Genomic DNA, 16,447 nt, shown 5'->3' on the forward strand with positions numbered 1-16,447 from the left:
GTTGTGCCATTGCTCAAACATCCCTCACGCCGTGCCTGATTGTCCCCAACACGCGATGATTGACTGGCTTATTAACACAGGAAAAACACCATGGCTGATTATCATCACGGTGTGCGCGTTGTTGAAATCAATGACGGCACCCGCGTTATCTCCACCGTTTCCACGGCCATCATCGGGATGGTCTGCACCGCAGAAGATGCCGACGCGGCGACCTTCCCGCTGGATACGCCCGTACTCATTACCAACGTGCTGACCGCCGCAGGCAAGGCCGGTAAAACCGGCACGCTCCGCGCCTCCCTGATGGCCATCGCCAACCAGGCTAAACCGGTTGTCGTCGTCGTGCGCGTTGCCGAAGGCAAAGACGACGCAGAAACCACCTCCAACATCATCGGCGGCTCAGATGAAACCGGCATGTATACCGGCATGAAAGCCCTGCTGTCTGCGCAAACCGAACTCGGCGTAAAGCCGCGCATTCTCGGCGTGCCAGGGCTGGACAATCAGGACGTCGCCACGGCGCTGGCCGCCGTCTGTCAGCAGCTCCGCGCCTTTGGTTACATCAGCGCCTACGGCTGCAAAACCGTGTCCGATGCCATTAAATACCGCGACAACTTCAGCCAGCGTGAGCTGATGGTGGTCTGGCCTGATTTCGTATCCTGGAATACCACCACGAACGCCAGCGACATCGCCCCCGCGACGGCTTACGCCCTCGGCCTGCGTGCCAAAATCGACGCCGAAACCGGCTGGCATAAAACCCTGTCTAACGTTGGTATCAACGGCGTCACCGGCCTGTCTGCCAGCGTGTACTGGGATTTGCAGACCACCGGCACCGATGCTGACCTGCTGAACCAGGCGTGCGTCACCACCCTTATCCGCAAGGATGGCTTTAAATTCTGGGGGCAGCGCACATGCTCTGACGATCCGCTTTACCTCTTTGAGAACTACACCCGCACCGCGCAGGTGCTGGCGGACACTATCGCCGAAGGTCATATGTGGGCATCAGATAAGCCCGTTACCCCGACGCTTATCAAAGACATGATTGCGGGCATTAACGCCAAACTGCGCGAAATGAAAACCGCCGGTCTGATCATCGATGGCAACTGCTGGTATGACCCCGACGCCAACACCGTCGAAACCCTCAAAGCGGGCAAATTGTTCATTGATTACGACTATACCCCGGTGCCGCCTCTGGAAGATTTGACCCTGCGGCAGCGCATCACCGATCAGTACCTGGCGACGTTCGCCACCTCCGTTAACAGCTAAGAGGCGCTAAAACATGGCACTGCCTAAGAAACTGAAATACCTAAACCTGTTTAACGACGGGAACAGCTACCTCGGCATGGTCAGCGCGCTGACGCTGCCAAAACTGACCCGCAAGCTGGAGAACTACCGCGGCGGCGGCATGACCGGTTCGGCTGCCATTGATTTCGGGCTGGACGACGACGCACTGAGCTTTGAGTGGACGGTGGGCGGGCTGGATGAGCTGGTGTTGCAGCAGTGGGGGGCAGTCGATGCCGTGCCGCTGCGCTTTGCCGGTTCCTTCCAGCGCGACGACACCGGCGAAACCTCCGCCGTGGAAGTCACGATGCGCGGACGCCACAAGGAAATGGATTTCGGCGAGTACAAACAGGGTGAAGACACCGAAACCAAAATCACCACCCAGTGCACCTATTTCAAGCTGGTGATTGACGGCAAAGACATGATTGAAGTCGATACCGTGAACATGGTGGAAATCGTCGGCGGCGTTGACCGCGTGGCGCAGCACCGCAAAAACATCGGCCTGTAACCCGAACCCCGCGCCGGACTCCGGCGCGAAAACGCCCCTTTGAATAAGAGACACCGCTATGTCAGAACACAATGAAAACATCGTAATCCTGGAAGAACCGATCAAGCGCGGCGACACGCTCATTAACCAGGTTGAAGTCATTAAACCGAATGCCGGACACCTGCGCGGCATTGGCCTGGCCGCGCTGGCGAATGCCGACGTTGACGCGTTGACCGTGATCCTGCCGCGCATTACCGCCCCGAACCTGACCGCCCAGGACTGCAAAAGCCTGAACCTGCCCGACCTGATTGCCCTGGCGGGTAAGGTGATTGGTTTTTTATCGCCGAAATCGGAACAGTAAAACTTCCCCCGACCCTGACGGTCGATGACCTGATGGCGGACATTGCGGTGATCTTTCACTGGCCGCCGTCAGAAATGAACCTGATGACGCTGACCGAGCTTTGCGGCTGGCGTCATAAGGCCATGCAGCGCAGCGGAGCCGACAGTGAGTAATTTAAAAGTAGAGGTGCTGTTAAAGGCGGTTGACCAGGCGACCCGCCCGTTTAAATCGGTGGAGAACGCCAGTAAGGCGCTGTCCGGAGATATTAAAAACTCTCAGACCGTGCTCAAAGACTTGAACGCTCAGGCCGGAAAGATTGACGGATTCCGCAAGTCCAGCGCGCAGCTTGCCGTCACCAGCCAGAAACTCAAAGACGCCAAAGCGGAAGCGGCGGCGCTGGCTATCGGGTTCAAAAACACCGCCAACCCGACCCGCGCCCAGGCGCAGGCGATGGAGTCCGCGAAGCGCACCGCCGCGCAGTTGCAGACCCAGTTCAACGGGCTTCGGCAGTCGGTACAGCGTCAGCGCACCGAACTTACCCAGGCGGGCATCAGCACGCGCACGCTGTCTGAATCAGAACGCCGCCTGAAAACCTCCATCAGCGACACCACCGCGCAGCTCAACCGCCAGCGTGAATCCCTGGCACGGGTGAGCGCGCAGCAGGCCAAACTGAACGCGGTCAAAGGCCGGTATCAGTCCGGTAAACAACTGGCCGGTAGCGTGACCGGCGCAGGGGCTGCGGGTGTCGGCATTGCGACGGCGGGGACGGTAGCCGGTGCCGGGATGCTCAAGCCCGGCTATGACTTTGCGCTGAAAAACTCAGAATTGCAGGCGACGCTTGGCCTGGAAAAAGACTCCGCGGACATGACCGCGCTGCGCACCCAGGCGCGGCAGCTCGGCGACAACACCGCCGCGTCTGCCGACGATGCCGCCGCCGCGCAAATCATTGTCGCGAAGTCCGGCGCGGACAAGGACGGGATTCTGGCGGCGACGCCGACCATCCTGAATCTGTCCCTGGCAAACAAGCGCACCATGGAGGAAAACGCCACCCTGCTGATGGGCGTGAAGTCCGCGTTCGGCATGACCAATGACACCGTGGCGCACATCGGCGACGTGCTTTCTACGGCCATGAATAAATCTGCCGCCACCTTTGACGGGCTGTCAGACACCATGACTTACGCCGCGCCGGTGGCAAAGCAGGCCGGTATCAGCGTCGAAGAAACTGCCGCGATGGCCGCCGCGCTGGCCGATGCCAAAATCACTGGCTCAATGGCGGGCACAGGCAGCCGCGCTGTCATTACCCGCTTACAGGCACCGACGGGCACCGCTGCTGCCGCGCTCGGTGAGCTGAAGGTGAAGACGGCAGACGGCAAAGGCAACATGCGCCCGCTGTTTACCATCCTGAAGGAAATGCAAAAGAGCTTTGAGAAAAACAAACTCGGGGATACGCAGCGGGCGCAATACATGAAGGCCATCTTTGGCGAGGAGGCCAGCTCGGCGGCGTCGGTGCTGATGGGAGATGCGTCATCCGGCAAACTCGACAAACTCAGCCAGGCACTGAAAACCTCGGACGGTAAAACCGAGGCGCTGGTGGCGATCATGCAGGACAACCTGGGCGGCGACTTTAAGGAATTTCAGTCAGCCTATGAGGCCGTCGGGACTGACCTGTTTGATCAGCAGGATTCCTCACTGCGCAAACTGGTGCAGACCGCCACCGGCTACGTGCTGAAACTCGATAAGTGGATTGTGAACAATAAAGCCCTGGCGACCACGCTCGGCAAGGTGGCAGGCGGTGCGCTGCTGATTACCGGTGCGCTCGGCGTGTTTGGCCTGGTGGCGGGTCCGGTTATCAGCGGTATCAATCTGATCGTCGCCGCTGCCGGTGTGCTCTGGACAATTCTCGGCACCGTCGGCGGTGCAATTGCGACTGTGATCGGCGGGCTTACGCTGCCGATTGTCGCGATTGGCGTGGCGATTGTCGCCGGTGCCCTGCTTATCCGTAAGTACTGGGAGCCGATCAGCGCGTTCTTTGCGGGCGTCATTGAAGGGTTAGGGATTGCGTTCGAACCGGTAAAAGAGATGTTTTCGCCGCTTAAGCCGGTGTTTGACTGGCTGGGGGACAAGCTCAAAGTCCTGTGGCAGTGGTTCAAAGACCTGATTGAGCCCGTGAAATCCACGCAGGAAACGCTGAACAGTTGTAAAGATGCAGGGGTGTCGTTTGGTCACCTGGTCGCTAACGCACTGACCGCACCGTTGCAGGTGGCGAATAAGCTGCGCAGCAGCGTGGTCTGGCTGCTGGAGAAACTCGGCATCATCAAGGATGAATCCGCAGACATTGATAAAGCAGCCGACAAAGCTGACCGGCGCACGAAACAAAACAGCGATGTGACACCGGCAGAACACCCGCTGGATAACCCCGCGCCGGTCACGCCACCGGCTGGCGGCCTGCCGGGCGGCGGTTATGCACCGGTGTCCGTCGGCGGCGGCCGCAGCTATATCGACCGCAGCACGCACACCTATCAGATTTCAGCCGGTGCCGGTCTGGGTGTCCAGGACACCAGTCGTCAGATCCGCGCCGAGCTGGAAGCCCGTGACCGCGCCCGCGCCACACAGCAACGTTCCCGCATGGATAACGATTAAGGAGAACCCAGCATGATGTTAACCCTCGGGCTGTTTGTCTTTCAGTTGCAGACCGTCCCTTACCAAAGCTTGCAGCGCGATGTGGATTACCGCTGGCCGGTAAACAACCGCGTCGGCCTGCGCCCGCTGCCGCAGTTCCTCGGCGTGAATGAGGAAAAAATTACCCTGTCCGGCGTGCTGATGCCGGAAATCACCGGCGGGAAGTTGTCGCTGCTGGCACTGAACCTGATGGCTGACGAAGGCAAGGCGTGGCCTCTGCTGGAAGGCAGCGGCACCATTTACGGGATGTTCGTGGTGAACAGCGTCAGCGAAACCCATACGGAGCATTTTTCCAACGGTGCCGCCCGCCGGATTGAATTTACGCTGACGCTGACCCGCGTCGATGAATCCCTGGCGGCGATGTTCGGCGACATGAAAGCCCAGGCCGACGGGCTGCTGGATCAGGCCGGTGGCTTAACCGGTCAGCTGGGAGGTCTGCTGTGATTACAGATATGACCATCGGCGCCGGTGCGCAGTTTGCGCCGGACTTCACGGTGACCGTCGGCGGCAAGGACATCACGCAGGACGTTAGCAACCGGCTGATTTCGCTGACGCTCACGGATAACCGAGGCTTTGAGGCTGACCAGCTCGACATCGAACTGAGCGATACCGACGGCCTGCTGGACATGCCGCCACGCGGTGCGGTGATTAATATCGCGCTGGGCTGGAAAGGCCAGGCGCTGACGAACAAAGGCGATTTCACGGTGGACGAGGTGGAGCATCGCGGAACGCCGGACACGCTGACCATTCGCGCCCGCAGTGCGGACTATCGCGGCAGTCTGAATTCCCGCCGCGACAACTCCTATCACGACACGACGCTGGAAGCGGTGGTGTCCGCCGTGGCGGCGCGCAATAACCTCAAGCCCGCCGTTGCGGAGCCGTTCAGGGGCGTGCCGGTGTCGCATATCGACCAGACGCAGGAAACCGACGCGAAATTTATTACCCGCCTGGCGGAGCTGAACGGCGCAGTTGTCGCCATCAAGGCCGGTAATCTGCTGTTTATCAAACCAGGTGCGGCCAGGACGGCCAGCGGGAAGCCTATCCCGCAAATGACGATTGTCCGCAGCGACGGCGACGGGCACACGTTCAATATTGCTGACCGTGGGGCTTATACCGGCGTGTCGGCAAGCTGGCTGCATACCAAAGACCCGAAGCCTAAAAAAGTGAAGGTACAAAGGAAACCGAAAGTGCAGTACCTGCGCGCCCTGCAACATCCAAAGGCAAAGAAGACCAGCGCGAAGGCACAGAAAACGCCGGAGGCGAAGGAAGGGGAATACCTGGCGGGCAGTGAAGACAATGTGTTTGCCCTCACCACCATCTACGCCACGCAGAAAGCGGCCATGCGGGCAGCCCAGGCAAAGTGGGACAAACTCCAGCGCGGCGTCGCGGAGTTCTCGATCTCCCTGGCTCGCGGGCGGGCTGATTTATTTCCTGAGACGCCGGTGGCCGTGTCCGGCTTTAAATCCGTGATCGACGCGCAGCCCTGGATAATCAGCAAGGTGACGCACAGCCTGGGCGGAAGTGGGTTTGTGACGGCGCTGAATCTGGAGGTGCTGCTATCAGACGTCAATTACGAGGCGACAGAAAGCGATGGGGCTGAATAAGCGAGATGTGTAAAACACTGTAATGTCAGATGTATGTTTTTGCGGATAACATACAATGATTGCATCTGATTAAAATGATTACATGGTGATTACTATGATGCACTGCCCGAAATGCCAGCAAGCCGCACATGCTCGTTCAAGCCGTTACCTGAGCCTCAGCACGAAAGAACGCTATCACCAGTGTCAGAATATTAATTGCAGTTGCACGTTCAAAACCTATGAGTCAATCGACAGTATTATTGTCGAACCTGGGGCAGTTCATGCCGTGCCGATCCATCCTGACAAAAACAGTCAGCAGTCATTCCAGATGCACTAAAAAGGCATCAAAAATGAAGCCCGCGAAAGCGGGTTTTTTTATGCCCTGCCGCCACGGACTTATTCTCTGCCGCCATTTTGCCGCCACTTTAAAAAAAAAGGGTCTAGCGCTTACGCTAGACCCTTGATAACTAAGAGTATTTTCGATGTCGCGAAAGCGATTCTTAGTTAAGACGCTCTTTGATACGAGCTGACTTACCAGTACGCTCACGCAGGTAGTACAGTTTAGCTTTACGAACGGCACCACGACGTTTAACAGTAATGCTGTCGATTACTGGGGAGTGAGTCTGGAATACACGCTCAACACCTTCGCCGTTAGAAATTTTGCGAACAGTGAATGCAGAGTGCAGACCGCGGTTACGAATAGCGATAACCACGCCCTCGAATGCCTGCAGACGCTTTTTAGAACCTTCAACGACCCATACCTTAATTTCCAGGGAATCACCTGGACGGAATGCAGGTACGTCTTGCTTCATCTGCTCTTGTTCGATTTGTTTAATGATATTGCTCATAATATGTCTCTTACCCTAGGTAAACTGATATATCGGGAGGGCTTAGCGTAACGCTTAAGCGTTCCCTTCATAGTTTTGTTGACTGAGCCGATGTTCCTTTTGGAACTCTCTCAGCAACACCTCTTGCTCGTCAGTCAGAGCTAGGTTTTCCAGAAGTTCAGGTCTTCTAAGCCAGGTTCGACCCAGCGACTGTTTCAGGCGCCAGCGACGTATATCAGCGTGGTTTCCCGACAGTAAAACTGGCGGAACTTCCATGCCTTCCAACACTTCAGGGCGGGTATAGTGGGGGCAATCGAGCAATCCGTCAGCGAAAGAATCTTCTTCTGCTGAAGCCTGACGACCCAGAACGCCCGGTATAAAGCGGGAAACTGAATCAATCAGCGTCATTGCCGGTAACTCTCCACCACTGAGAACATAATCGCCAATTGACCATTCTTCATCAATTTCGGTTTTGATTACGCGCTCATCAATCCCTTCGTAACGACCACAAACCAGAATAATTTTCTGATGGGCCGCCAGTTCACACACACCGGTTTGATCCAGTTTGCGTCCCTGAGGTGAAAGATAAATCACCTTCACACCTTCGCCTGCCGCTGCTTTTGCTGCATGAATAGCTTCCCGTAAAGGTTGCACCATCATCAGCATGCCGGGACCACCGCCGTAAGGGCGCTCGTCCACGGTACGATGTCGGTCGTATGCGAAGTCACGAGGACTCCAGCAATTTACGCTCAACAGGCCATTTTTAACTGCCCGGCCAGTTACCCCGTAATCGGTGATTGCGCGGAACATCTCAGGAAACAGGCTAATTATACCAATCCACATAGCCTACCCCTTTCGAATGCTTTATCGCTCAACCCATCGTTGTTTACATCAGTAAACGTTACGGAGGTCAAAAACCAGGATCCCAATCTACTTCAACAGTGCGAGTAGTGAGATCGACTTTCTTGATAACCTGCCCATCGAGGAACGGAATCAACCGCTCCTTGAGTCCGAAGGCATCTTTCAGGTTGGCTTTGACTACCATCACATCGTTAGAACCGGTTTCCATCATATCGATGATTTTTCCCAGTTCGTAACCGGAAGTGGTCACTACCTGGCAACCAAAAAGGTCTTTCCAGTAGTAGTCGCCGTCTTCCAGTGGAGGTAGCTGCTTTGAATCAACAACAATTTCGCAATTGGTCAGAAGATTCGCTGCATCCCTGTCATCAACGCCTTTGACTTTGATAATCAGGTCCTGAGTGTGGCGTTTCCAGCCTTCCAGCTCGACAACTTGCCACTTACCGGCACGCTGGATAAACCAGGGCTGGTATTCGAAGATGCTTTCAGCGTCTTCGGTGGATGAAAACACTCTGAGCCAACCACGAATGCCGTATGTTGAACCCATTTTGCCGAGTACTAACGGCTCAGCGGGTACCACTGGATTGGATTGCTTGCTCATTGCCACCACCGCGACAGATTAAGCTGCTTTCTTAGCGTCTTTGATCAGCGAAGAAACGCGATCAGAAACGGTTGCACCCAGCTCTACCCAATGGGTAATACGATCCAGGTCCAGACGCAGTGCTTCAGCCTGGCCAGAAGCCAATGGGTTGAAGAAACCTACGCGTTCGATGAAACGACCGTCACGAGCGTTGCGGCTGTCGGTCACTACTACTTGATAAAACGGACGCTTTTTTGCGCCGCCACGTGCTAAACGAATTGTTACCATAACATCCTCTTTAGTTAATAAAACAACCAGACCCCATCGGGGAACGGGGTCTGGTTGCAATATAAAAAGCCCGAAAATTTTACTCATTTTGGCGCAAAAAGCAATCTAAAGCGTAAAGAGCCCAGACCGCATTTTGCATGAGCCGCCTATGTGGCTGATATATAGACAGTGATGTCGATTAACGGCCCGGGAAACCTGGTGGCATCATACCCTTCATGCCACGCATCATTTTCGCCATGCCGCCATTCTTCATTTTCTTCATCATGCGCTGCATATCGTCGAACTGCTTGAGTAAGCGGTTAACGTCCTGCACCTGCATGCCGGAACCCAGCGCGATACGGCGCTTGCGGGAACCTTTAATAATTTCTGGTTTAGCGCGTTCTTTCATCGTCATCGAGTTGATGATCGCTTCCATCCGCACCAGAACCTTGTCATCCATCTGAGATTTGACGTTGTCAGGCAACTGACCCACGCCCGGCAATTTGCTCATCATGCTCGCCATGCCGCCCATATTGCGCATTTGCTTGAGCTGCTCGAGGAAGTCGGTCAGGTCAAAACCATCGCCTTTCTTGAGCTTGTTGGCCAGTTTCTCAGCCTGTGCACGGTCAACTTTGCTCTCAATATCTTCGATAAGAGAAAGCACGTCGCCCATGCCCAAAATGCGGGACGCGATACGATCCGGGTGGAACGGCTCCAGTGCATCGGTTTTTTCACCCATACCCAGGAATTTAATCGGTTTGCCAGTGATGTGGCGGATCGACAGCGCAGCACCACCACGGGCGTCACCGTCGACTTTCGTCAGGATCACACCGGTCAGCGGCAGCGCTTCGTTGAACGCTTTCGCGGTATTCGCCGCATCCTGGCCGGTCATGGCATCGACCACAAACAGCGTTTCTACCGGATTAATCGCGGCATGAACCTGTTTGATTTCGTCCATCATCGCTTCGTCGACGTGTAAACGGCCGGCGGTATCGACAATCAGAACGTCGTAGAATTTCAGTTTCGCCTGTTGCAGGGCGCGGGTGACGATATCCACCGGCTTTTCCTGCGCGTCGGACGCGAAGAAATCCACGTCAACTTGCTGCGCCAGGGTTTCCAGCTGTGTGATCGCCGCAGGGCGATAAACGTCGGCGGAGACCACCAGCACTTTTTTCTTTTTCTTTTCTTTCAGGAATTTCGCCAGTTTACCGACGCTGGTGGTTTTACCAGCACCTTGTAAACCCGCCATCAGAACGACAGCCGGTGGCTGCGCCGCTAAGTTGAGCTCGGTATTAGCCTCGCCCATCGCGGTTTCCAGTTCTTTCTGGACAATTTTGACGAATTCCTGACCCGGCGTCAGACTCTTATTGACCTCATGGCCAACAGCGCTCTCTTTCACCCGGTTGATGAAGTCGCGAACGACCGGCAGCGCAACGTCCGCTTCCAGTAACGCCATACGCACTTCACGTAATGTCTCTTTGATATTTTCTTCGGTCAGCCGCCCGCGGCCGCTGATATTGCGCAGTGTGCGCGACAATCGATCGCTTAAATTCTCAAACATCGTCTCTTGCTCAACGTAATGACAGGCCGCTCTTGCGACGTAATTGCGGGATTATAACACGAAGCGCGGACGATCTCTGCTTTGGCATCTCAGATAGGTTGGAGCGTGACGCCGGTAACGTTATACTGCGGTTCTCATTCACTTTTCGATGCTACTGAAACGCTATGTCAGTTTTTGCTCTCGTCGCCATGTTGGCCTATCTGCTCAGCCTTGCACTGATCATTCCGAGCATCATCCGGAAGAACAGCGCATACCGGCGTTTAGCACTGATTTCTGTTGTGGTAGCGCTTATTTGCCACGCTGTGGCATTACAGCAACGCATATTCGATGTGAGCACCGGCCAGAACCTGAGTCTGGTGAACATCGGTTCAGTGGTCAGTTTAATCATCGGTACGGTGATGACTATTGTTGCCTCACGTAATCGCGGCTGGTTTGTCTTACCGATCGTTTACAGCTTCTCGCTGATCAATCTGGCGTTCGTCACCTTCCTTCCGGGCGAATTCATCACGCATCTGGAAGAAAGCAAAGGCTTGCTGGTACACATCGGCCTGGCGTTATTCTCCTATGCTACGCTGATGATCGCAGCGCTTTACGCCTTGCAACTGGCGTGGCTTGATTACCAGTTGAAGAACAAACGCCTGACATTTACTGCCGATATGCCACCGCTGATGAGCATTGAACGTAAACTGTTTCACATCACCCAGATTGGCGTCATTTTACTGACGCTGACGCTGTGCACCGGATTACTGTATCTGAACAACCTGTTCAGCCCGGAGAATATCGACAAGGCTGTCTTATCGATACTGGCATGGTTCGTTTATATCGTCCTGCTGTGGGGCCATTATCACGAAGGCTGGCGTGGCCGCCGCGTGGTATGGTTCAGCATGGCAGGCGCCATTCTTCTGACTCTTGCCTATTTTGGCAGTCGCCTGATCCAGCAAATCATGGTTCATTAATTAAAAGGAATACCCGTTGGAGCACGTCTCGACAACAACCCTGATCATCACATTGATCATCATGGTGGTGGTTTCGGCTTATTTTTCAGCCTCCGAAACCGGTATGATGACACTCAACCGTTACCGGTTACGTCACCTGGCCAAACAGGGTAACCGCGCGGCGCGTCGCGTCGAAAAGCTGTTAAAACGCCCGGACCAGTTGATCAGCCTCGTGCTTATCGGCAATAACCTGGTCAACATTCTTGCTTCCGCTCTGGCAACCATTGTGGGTATCCGCTTGTATGGCGATGCCGGGGTCGCGATTGCCACCGGTGTGCTGACTTTCGTGGTTCTGCTGTTTGCTGAAGTTCTGCCGAAAACCTTCGCAGCCCTCAATCCTGAACGCATTGCTTTTCCGAGCAGCATTTTGTTGCGTCCGCTGCAAAAAATCATGATGCCACTGGTGTGGATCCTGAACAGCCTCTCGCGTCTGCTGATGCGTATGTTTGGTATCAAAACCACCGCCAGCCTGAGTGATGCTGTGAGCAAAGAAGAGCTGCGTACTATCGTGAATGAATCGCGCTCGCAAATCTCACGCCGTAATCAGGACATGCTGCTTTCCGTTCTGGATCTCGAAAAAGTATCCGTTGATGACATCATGGTGCCGCGCAATGAAATCGTCGGCATCGACATTAACGACGACTGGAAGTCCATCATCCGCCAGCTCACGCACTCACCGCATGGCCGAATCGTGCTCTACCGCGACTCGCTTGATGATGCGATCGGCATGCTGCGTTTACGCGAAGCGTATCGCCTGATGACCGAGAAGAAAGAATTCACCAAAGAAAACTTGCTGCGCGCTGCGGACGAGATTTACTACATTCCGGAAGGTACGCCGCTGAACATTCAGTTGGTGAAATTCCAGCGCAATAAAAAGAAAGTGGGCATTGTGGTCGATGAATACGGTGACATTCAGGGGCTAGTGACGGTCGAAGATATTCTTGAAGAGATCGTCGGTGATTTTACCACGTCGATGTCACCTACTCTGGCTGAAGAAGTGACACCGCAAAGCGACGGTTCTGTACTGATTGAAGGCAGCGCGAACGTCCGTGAGCTGAACAAAGCGTTTAACTGGCATCTTCCTGCCGACGGGCCACGAACCATCAACGGCATGCTTCTGGAAGTGCTGGAAGATATCCCGACTATCGGCACCAGTTTGCGCATTGAAGATTACGAAGTCGAAATTCTCGACGTGCAGGACAATATGATCAAACAGGTGCAGGTTCGCCCGTTACAGCCCTTGCAAACCAGCGTAAATCAACGCTAATCCGCTGAATAACAGACATAAAAAAGACGCGATGAACGCGTCTTTTTTTTACCTGCAACACGCTAAAACTAGATGTGCAGTTCGGACAGTTTTTCTTTTGGCAGAGCCAGATCGTCGTTACGGTTCACAACTACGTCGTGATCGAGAATATGTTGCGCGATTTCCTGAGCTTCTTTCAGGGAATGCATCTCGTAAGTACCGCACTGATATTCATTCAGCTCAGGGATTTGACGCTGTTCTTTCACTTTCAGAACATCTGCCATCGCCGCTTTCCAGGCATCAGCAACAAATTGCTCTTCCGGTACACCGATCAGGCTCATGTAGAAACCCGTACGGCAGCCCATTGGGGAAATATCAATGATCTCCACGCCGTTGCCATTCAGATGGTTACGCATGAAACCTGCGAACAGGTGTTCCAGCGTATGAATACCGCGTTCAGGCATCACTTCAATATTCGGGCGGCAGAAACGCAGATCGAACACAGTGATGGTATCCCCGTGCGGGGTTTTCATGGTTTTTGCGACGCGAACAGCAGGTGCTGCCATACGGGTATGGTCTACGGTAAAGCTATCCAACAGTGGCATATCGTCACCTCTCCTAAATAAATTAATTTTTTTTACGAACTCAGGAAACCTTTTCCCAGCATGCGGGTCTTAATTAGTGAAAGACGCGCATTTGTTATCATCATCCCTGTAAACAGAGATGTTTATTTGGCCACATTGATTGTGGCCTTTTTCTTTTCTACTCATCGCTACTGCCTGCGTTCGCAGCCAGATATTCTTCAAAGCTTAGCGTATCACCCGCTTCCAGTGCACGCTGACGTTGCCATGAACCGTCCTGCTCTGCCATTAATGCACTGGCATCTAAAACTTCCAGCGGTTCACTTACCAGCATCTGGCGATACTTTTCTGCCAGTTCCAGCCCAAGACTGCCCACGCCGCCCTGCTGTTTCAGATCTTTAAGGATCCGCGCAGAATACGTCAGTTCAGGATCATCAAACGCAGCAACCAGCTCTTTGCAGACATCCTGATAAAGGTGATCGCCGTTCTGCTCGTCCATAACCTGCGCCACACGGCTCAAATCATCAAACAACGCATTCCCGACGCTGACCAGCGGCTTGCGCTCATCGTTGCAACCAATACCAATCGTCTGGCCTGGTTTGCGGCCTTCGAGGATCACCCGATTCCAGTTTTTGCGCGTACAAAGCAGCTCATCACTGTTCATTTCCGGTGCGTCCGCTAAGGCACACCATACCAAAAACAAATCCAGGAAACGCGCCTGAGTCGCATCAATACCCACAGGTGAGAACGGATTGACGTCCAGCGAGCGGACTTCAATGTATTCGATCCCGCTGCGCATCAGTGCATCAGAAGGGCTTTCACCTGATTTGGTGACCCGCTTTGGACGGATTGGCGCATAAAGTTCGTTCTCAATCTGTAACACATTGGTGTTCAGTTGCAGATATTTACCGTCTTTCTTTACACCCATTTCCGCGTATTCCGCAGACGGGGTGCGAATCGCTTTCTTCACGCCTTGAACGTACGTTTCCAGATCGTTAAACGTGATCCCCAGATTGCTCTGTGATTTGTTGGTATAGCCCAAATCACTCAGACGCAACGAGGTGGCGTACGGCAGATAGCACAATCCGGAATCGGTATATTCAAATGGCAGATCTGTTTCACGCCCTTTCAGGAAGGATTTACAGATCGCAGGTGACGCACCAAACAGATACGGGATCACCCAGCCAAAGCGGTAATAATTGCGGATCAGCTTAAAGTAGCCCGCTGAAATCGCTTCTTTCCCGCTTTCAACATCCGTAACACCCAGACGTTCCTGCCAGAAAGACAGCGGCAGCGAGAAATTATAGTGGATGCCGGAAATCACCTGCATCAGCGCGCCATAACGGTTTTTCAATCCTTCACGGTAAAGCGTTTTAAAGCGCCCGACGTTAGATGAACCGTACTGTGCCAGCTCGATATCCTGTCCGGACTCGATAAAGCACGGCATGCTGAATGGCCACATCCGCTCGTCACCAAGTTCACGAGCCACGTGACGATGGATATCACGCAGAAACGCCATCAGATGCTCAATATTGTCATCGACGGGCGTAATGAATTCTAATAAAGCTTCAGCAAAATCGGTGGTTATCCAGCGGTGCGTCAGTGCAGCCCCTAAAGATTCCGGGTGTCCGGTCGTCGCTAATGAACCATCGGGATTGACCCGCAGCGTTTCACGTTCAATACCGCGACGAATACCTTTTAATGCCTGAGGATGGGCTTCCAACCAGGAAAGCGCCTGAGATACATCCGGGATCAAATTGACCTCCCGCTCGGTGAAACCATTAATTTGCAAGCATACTGAATCTGCATAGATGTGACCATAATTGATAACTGATGCCAATCTAACCTAACCATGAAAGCCCCTGTAACGTCACAACAGCCAAAACGATGTAACGCACTGCTTTTCCAATCAACATGAAAAAGACCACCGGACCCCATGGCATTCGCAGCCAACCTGCTAACACGCACAACACATCGCCAATCACCGGCAGCCAGCTTAGCAATAATGCCGCCGGTCCAAAACGCTTCAGCCAGTTCTGTGCAACATCAAGTCCACGTTGCGGTTTGGGCTGCGGCACAAAGCGTCCGATGATGACGTTGGTTATGCCTCCTAAGGTATTGCCAACAGTTGCAGACAAAACCAGTGCCGCTGGCATTGCGCTGCCAGCTGACAATAAAGCGACTAATAAGACTTCTGAATTTCCGGGCAATAATGTCGCGCTGAGAAAACTGCTGCCAAATAATGAAGCCAGCGCCACAACGCTACTCACAGCGTACGCACGTCCACAAAATCCATATTGGCGCGCTGGGCCGCCTCAATACCGAAATCTGCATCTTCAAAGACAACGCATTTTTCAGGAGGCACGCCGATTAACTCAGCGCAGCGTAAAAAGGTGTCGGGTGCCGGTTTGTGATTTTGTACATCATTTGCACCCACGATCGCATCAAAGCAATCGCGCAGCCCAAGATGACGCAATAACGCATCAGCCATCCAGTGCTCACTGCCCGTCCCTACCGCCATTGGCCGGCGGCCATGATAAGCCTTCACGACATCAATTAATGGCAAAGGACGTACGGTATCAAGCAACATTTCCTGCACAGCAGCGGTTTTCTCTGCGGCAAGGAGATGGGGATCCATTTCGACGTTATTGCTGTCGATAACAAACCGGGCAATATGCCAGGTTGGTGAACCATTCAGAGCGACCATGGATTCGACATCATAATGCATACTGTATTTGGTCAATACCTGATGCCATGCCTTACGGTGCGTAGGTTCGGTATCCAATATGGTGCCATCCATATCAAATATTAGCCCTTCGTATCGATCGTACATCGAATGCTCCATGATCACGAAAAAACAGGAAAACTACTTTATCGCAAAGTCTGGCGAAAGTCGCATTTTGTCCACACCCACAGCACATCCGAACACGTCAGAAAAATCAGGGAAATGAAAAAGAAGGGGGGAAAATCAGAGAGGAAAAGCAGAAAGCAAAAAACCCGCCAAAGCGGGTTTTTCTAACATGCCGGAGGACTCTATATGAAAGTCGTCGCTCAGACATGTTTGGAATATGGTGCACCCAGGAAGATTCGAACTTCCGACCGCTCGGTTCGTAGCCGAGTACTCTATCCAGCTGAGCTATGGGTGCATTGGGGTCGTGCTGAGTTTTT

At 53.8% G+C, this 16,447-nt stretch carries 19 protein-coding genes and 1 tRNA gene; 10 read left to right on the plus strand and 10 right to left on the minus strand.

Annotated elements, in window-relative coordinates:
• Window positions 1-90 precede the first annotated feature (90 nt).
• The 8 genes from M2403_RS22615 (at window position 91) to M2403_RS22650 (ending at window position 6,701) form a co-directional block, all read left to right on the plus strand.
• Window positions 91-1,260, plus strand: coding sequence for a phage tail sheath protein (locus M2403_RS22615; RefSeq protein ID WP_259231041.1), 1,170 nt, complete (start codon window positions 91-93; stop codon window positions 1,258-1,260).
• Between the two features lie 13 nt (window positions 1,261-1,273).
• Window positions 1,274-1,783: a phage major tail tube protein gene (locus M2403_RS22620; RefSeq protein ID WP_259231042.1), complete on the plus strand. Its 510-nt coding sequence runs from the start codon at window positions 1,274-1,276 to the stop codon at window positions 1,781-1,783.
• 58 nt (window positions 1,784-1,841) lie between these two features.
• Window positions 1,842-2,123 (plus strand): phage tail assembly protein, encoded by a 282-nt coding sequence (locus M2403_RS22625; RefSeq protein WP_112286887.1) that lies wholly within the window; start codon window positions 1,842-1,844, stop codon window positions 2,121-2,123.
• Between the two features lie 32 nt (window positions 2,124-2,155).
• A complete protein-coding gene (locus M2403_RS22630) occupies window positions 2,156-2,275 on the plus strand; it encodes a GpE family phage tail protein (protein ID WP_112286888.1) in 120 nt (39 codons plus the stop codon).
• Window positions 2,268-4,742, plus strand: a complete 2,475-nt coding sequence (locus tag M2403_RS22635) for a phage tail tape measure protein (protein ID WP_259231043.1) — start codon at window positions 2,268-2,270, stop codon at window positions 4,740-4,742. The genes M2403_RS22630 and M2403_RS22635 overlap by 8 nt, the downstream gene beginning before the upstream one ends.
• A gap of 12 nt (window positions 4,743-4,754) precedes the next feature.
• Window positions 4,755-5,225, plus strand: a complete 471-nt coding sequence (locus M2403_RS22640) for a phage tail protein (RefSeq protein WP_112286890.1) — start codon at window positions 4,755-4,757, stop codon at window positions 5,223-5,225.
• Window positions 5,226-5,233: 8 nt separating this feature from the next.
• The gene (locus M2403_RS22645; protein ID WP_405047854.1) at window positions 5,234-6,385 is read left to right on the plus strand and encodes a phage late control D family protein; all 1,152 of its coding nucleotides are present in this window, start codon (window positions 5,234-5,236) and stop codon (window positions 6,383-6,385) included.
• A gap of 94 nt (window positions 6,386-6,479) precedes the next feature.
• Window positions 6,480-6,701 carry a DNA-binding transcriptional regulator gene (locus M2403_RS22650; protein ID WP_259231104.1) on the plus strand — a complete coding sequence of 74 codons (222 nt, stop codon included), beginning with the start codon at window positions 6,480-6,482 and terminating at the stop codon, window positions 6,699-6,701.
• A gap of 163 nt (window positions 6,702-6,864) precedes the next feature.
• On the opposite strand, the gene rplS is transcribed toward M2403_RS22650, so the two are convergent.
• The 5 genes from rplS to ffh form a co-directional block, all read right to left on the minus strand.
• On the minus strand, window positions 6,865-7,212 hold the full coding sequence (gene rplS / locus M2403_RS22655) for a 50S ribosomal protein L19 (protein WP_013574038.1): 348 nt from the start codon (window positions 7,210-7,212) through the stop codon (window positions 6,865-6,867).
• Between the two features lie 54 nt (window positions 7,213-7,266).
• Entirely contained in the window at window positions 7,267-8,034 is a 768-nt protein-coding gene (gene trmD / locus M2403_RS22660; protein ID WP_104924473.1) for a tRNA (guanosine(37)-N1)-methyltransferase TrmD, read from the minus strand.
• A gap of 67 nt (window positions 8,035-8,101) precedes the next feature.
• Window positions 8,102-8,650 (minus strand): ribosome maturation factor RimM, encoded by a 549-nt coding sequence (rimM, locus tag M2403_RS22665; RefSeq protein WP_152323996.1) that lies wholly within the window; start codon window positions 8,648-8,650, stop codon window positions 8,102-8,104.
• An 18-nt stretch (window positions 8,651-8,668) separates the two neighbouring features.
• Window positions 8,669-8,917, minus strand: a complete 249-nt coding sequence (gene rpsP, locus M2403_RS22670; RefSeq protein WP_152324071.1) for a 30S ribosomal protein S16 — start codon at window positions 8,915-8,917, stop codon at window positions 8,669-8,671.
• A gap of 178 nt (window positions 8,918-9,095) precedes the next feature.
• Window positions 9,096-10,457 (minus strand): signal recognition particle protein, encoded by a 1,362-nt coding sequence (gene ffh, locus M2403_RS22675; RefSeq protein ID WP_259231046.1) that lies wholly within the window; start codon window positions 10,455-10,457, stop codon window positions 9,096-9,098.
• 164 nt (window positions 10,458-10,621) lie between these two features.
• Between ffh and M2403_RS22680 the strand changes: the two genes are divergently transcribed.
• Together M2403_RS22680 and M2403_RS22685 are read left to right on the plus strand one after the other, a co-directional pair.
• Window positions 10,622-11,413: an inner membrane protein YpjD gene (locus M2403_RS22680; protein WP_095923501.1), complete on the plus strand. Its 792-nt coding sequence runs from the start codon at window positions 10,622-10,624 to the stop codon at window positions 11,411-11,413.
• A gap of 16 nt (window positions 11,414-11,429) precedes the next feature.
• Entirely contained in the window at window positions 11,430-12,719 is a 1,290-nt protein-coding gene (locus M2403_RS22685) for an HlyC/CorC family transporter (protein ID WP_152323998.1), read from the plus strand.
• A gap of 68 nt (window positions 12,720-12,787) precedes the next feature.
• Here the strand turns inward: M2403_RS22685 and luxS are convergent, their stop codons facing one another.
• From luxS to M2403_RS22710, 5 genes are all read right to left on the minus strand, one after another.
• Window positions 12,788-13,303, minus strand: coding sequence for an S-ribosylhomocysteine lyase (luxS, locus tag M2403_RS22690; protein ID WP_152323999.1), 516 nt, complete (start codon window positions 13,301-13,303; stop codon window positions 12,788-12,790).
• A 157-nt stretch (window positions 13,304-13,460) separates the two neighbouring features.
• Window positions 13,461-15,035: a glutamate--cysteine ligase gene (gshA, locus tag M2403_RS22695; RefSeq protein WP_165061553.1), complete on the minus strand. Its 1,575-nt coding sequence runs from the start codon at window positions 15,033-15,035 to the stop codon at window positions 13,461-13,463.
• Between the two features lie 85 nt (window positions 15,036-15,120).
• Window positions 15,121-15,549 (minus strand): YqaA family protein, encoded by a 429-nt coding sequence (locus M2403_RS22700; RefSeq protein ID WP_165061551.1) that lies wholly within the window; start codon window positions 15,547-15,549, stop codon window positions 15,121-15,123.
• Window positions 15,546-16,112, minus strand: coding sequence for a fructose-1-phosphate/6-phosphogluconate phosphatase (gene yqaB / locus M2403_RS22705; protein ID WP_259231047.1), 567 nt, complete (start codon window positions 16,110-16,112; stop codon window positions 15,546-15,548). The genes M2403_RS22700 and yqaB overlap by 4 nt, the downstream gene beginning before the upstream one ends.
• Window positions 16,113-16,348: 236 nt before the next feature.
• Window positions 16,349-16,425 (minus strand) — tRNA-Arg (locus M2403_RS22710).
• Window positions 16,426-16,447: the final 22 nt, after the last annotated feature.

It is taken from the genome of Rahnella sp. BIGb0603 (genome assembly GCF_024808755.1).
GTDB lineage: Bacteria > Pseudomonadota > Gammaproteobacteria > Enterobacterales > Enterobacteriaceae > Rahnella > Rahnella contaminans.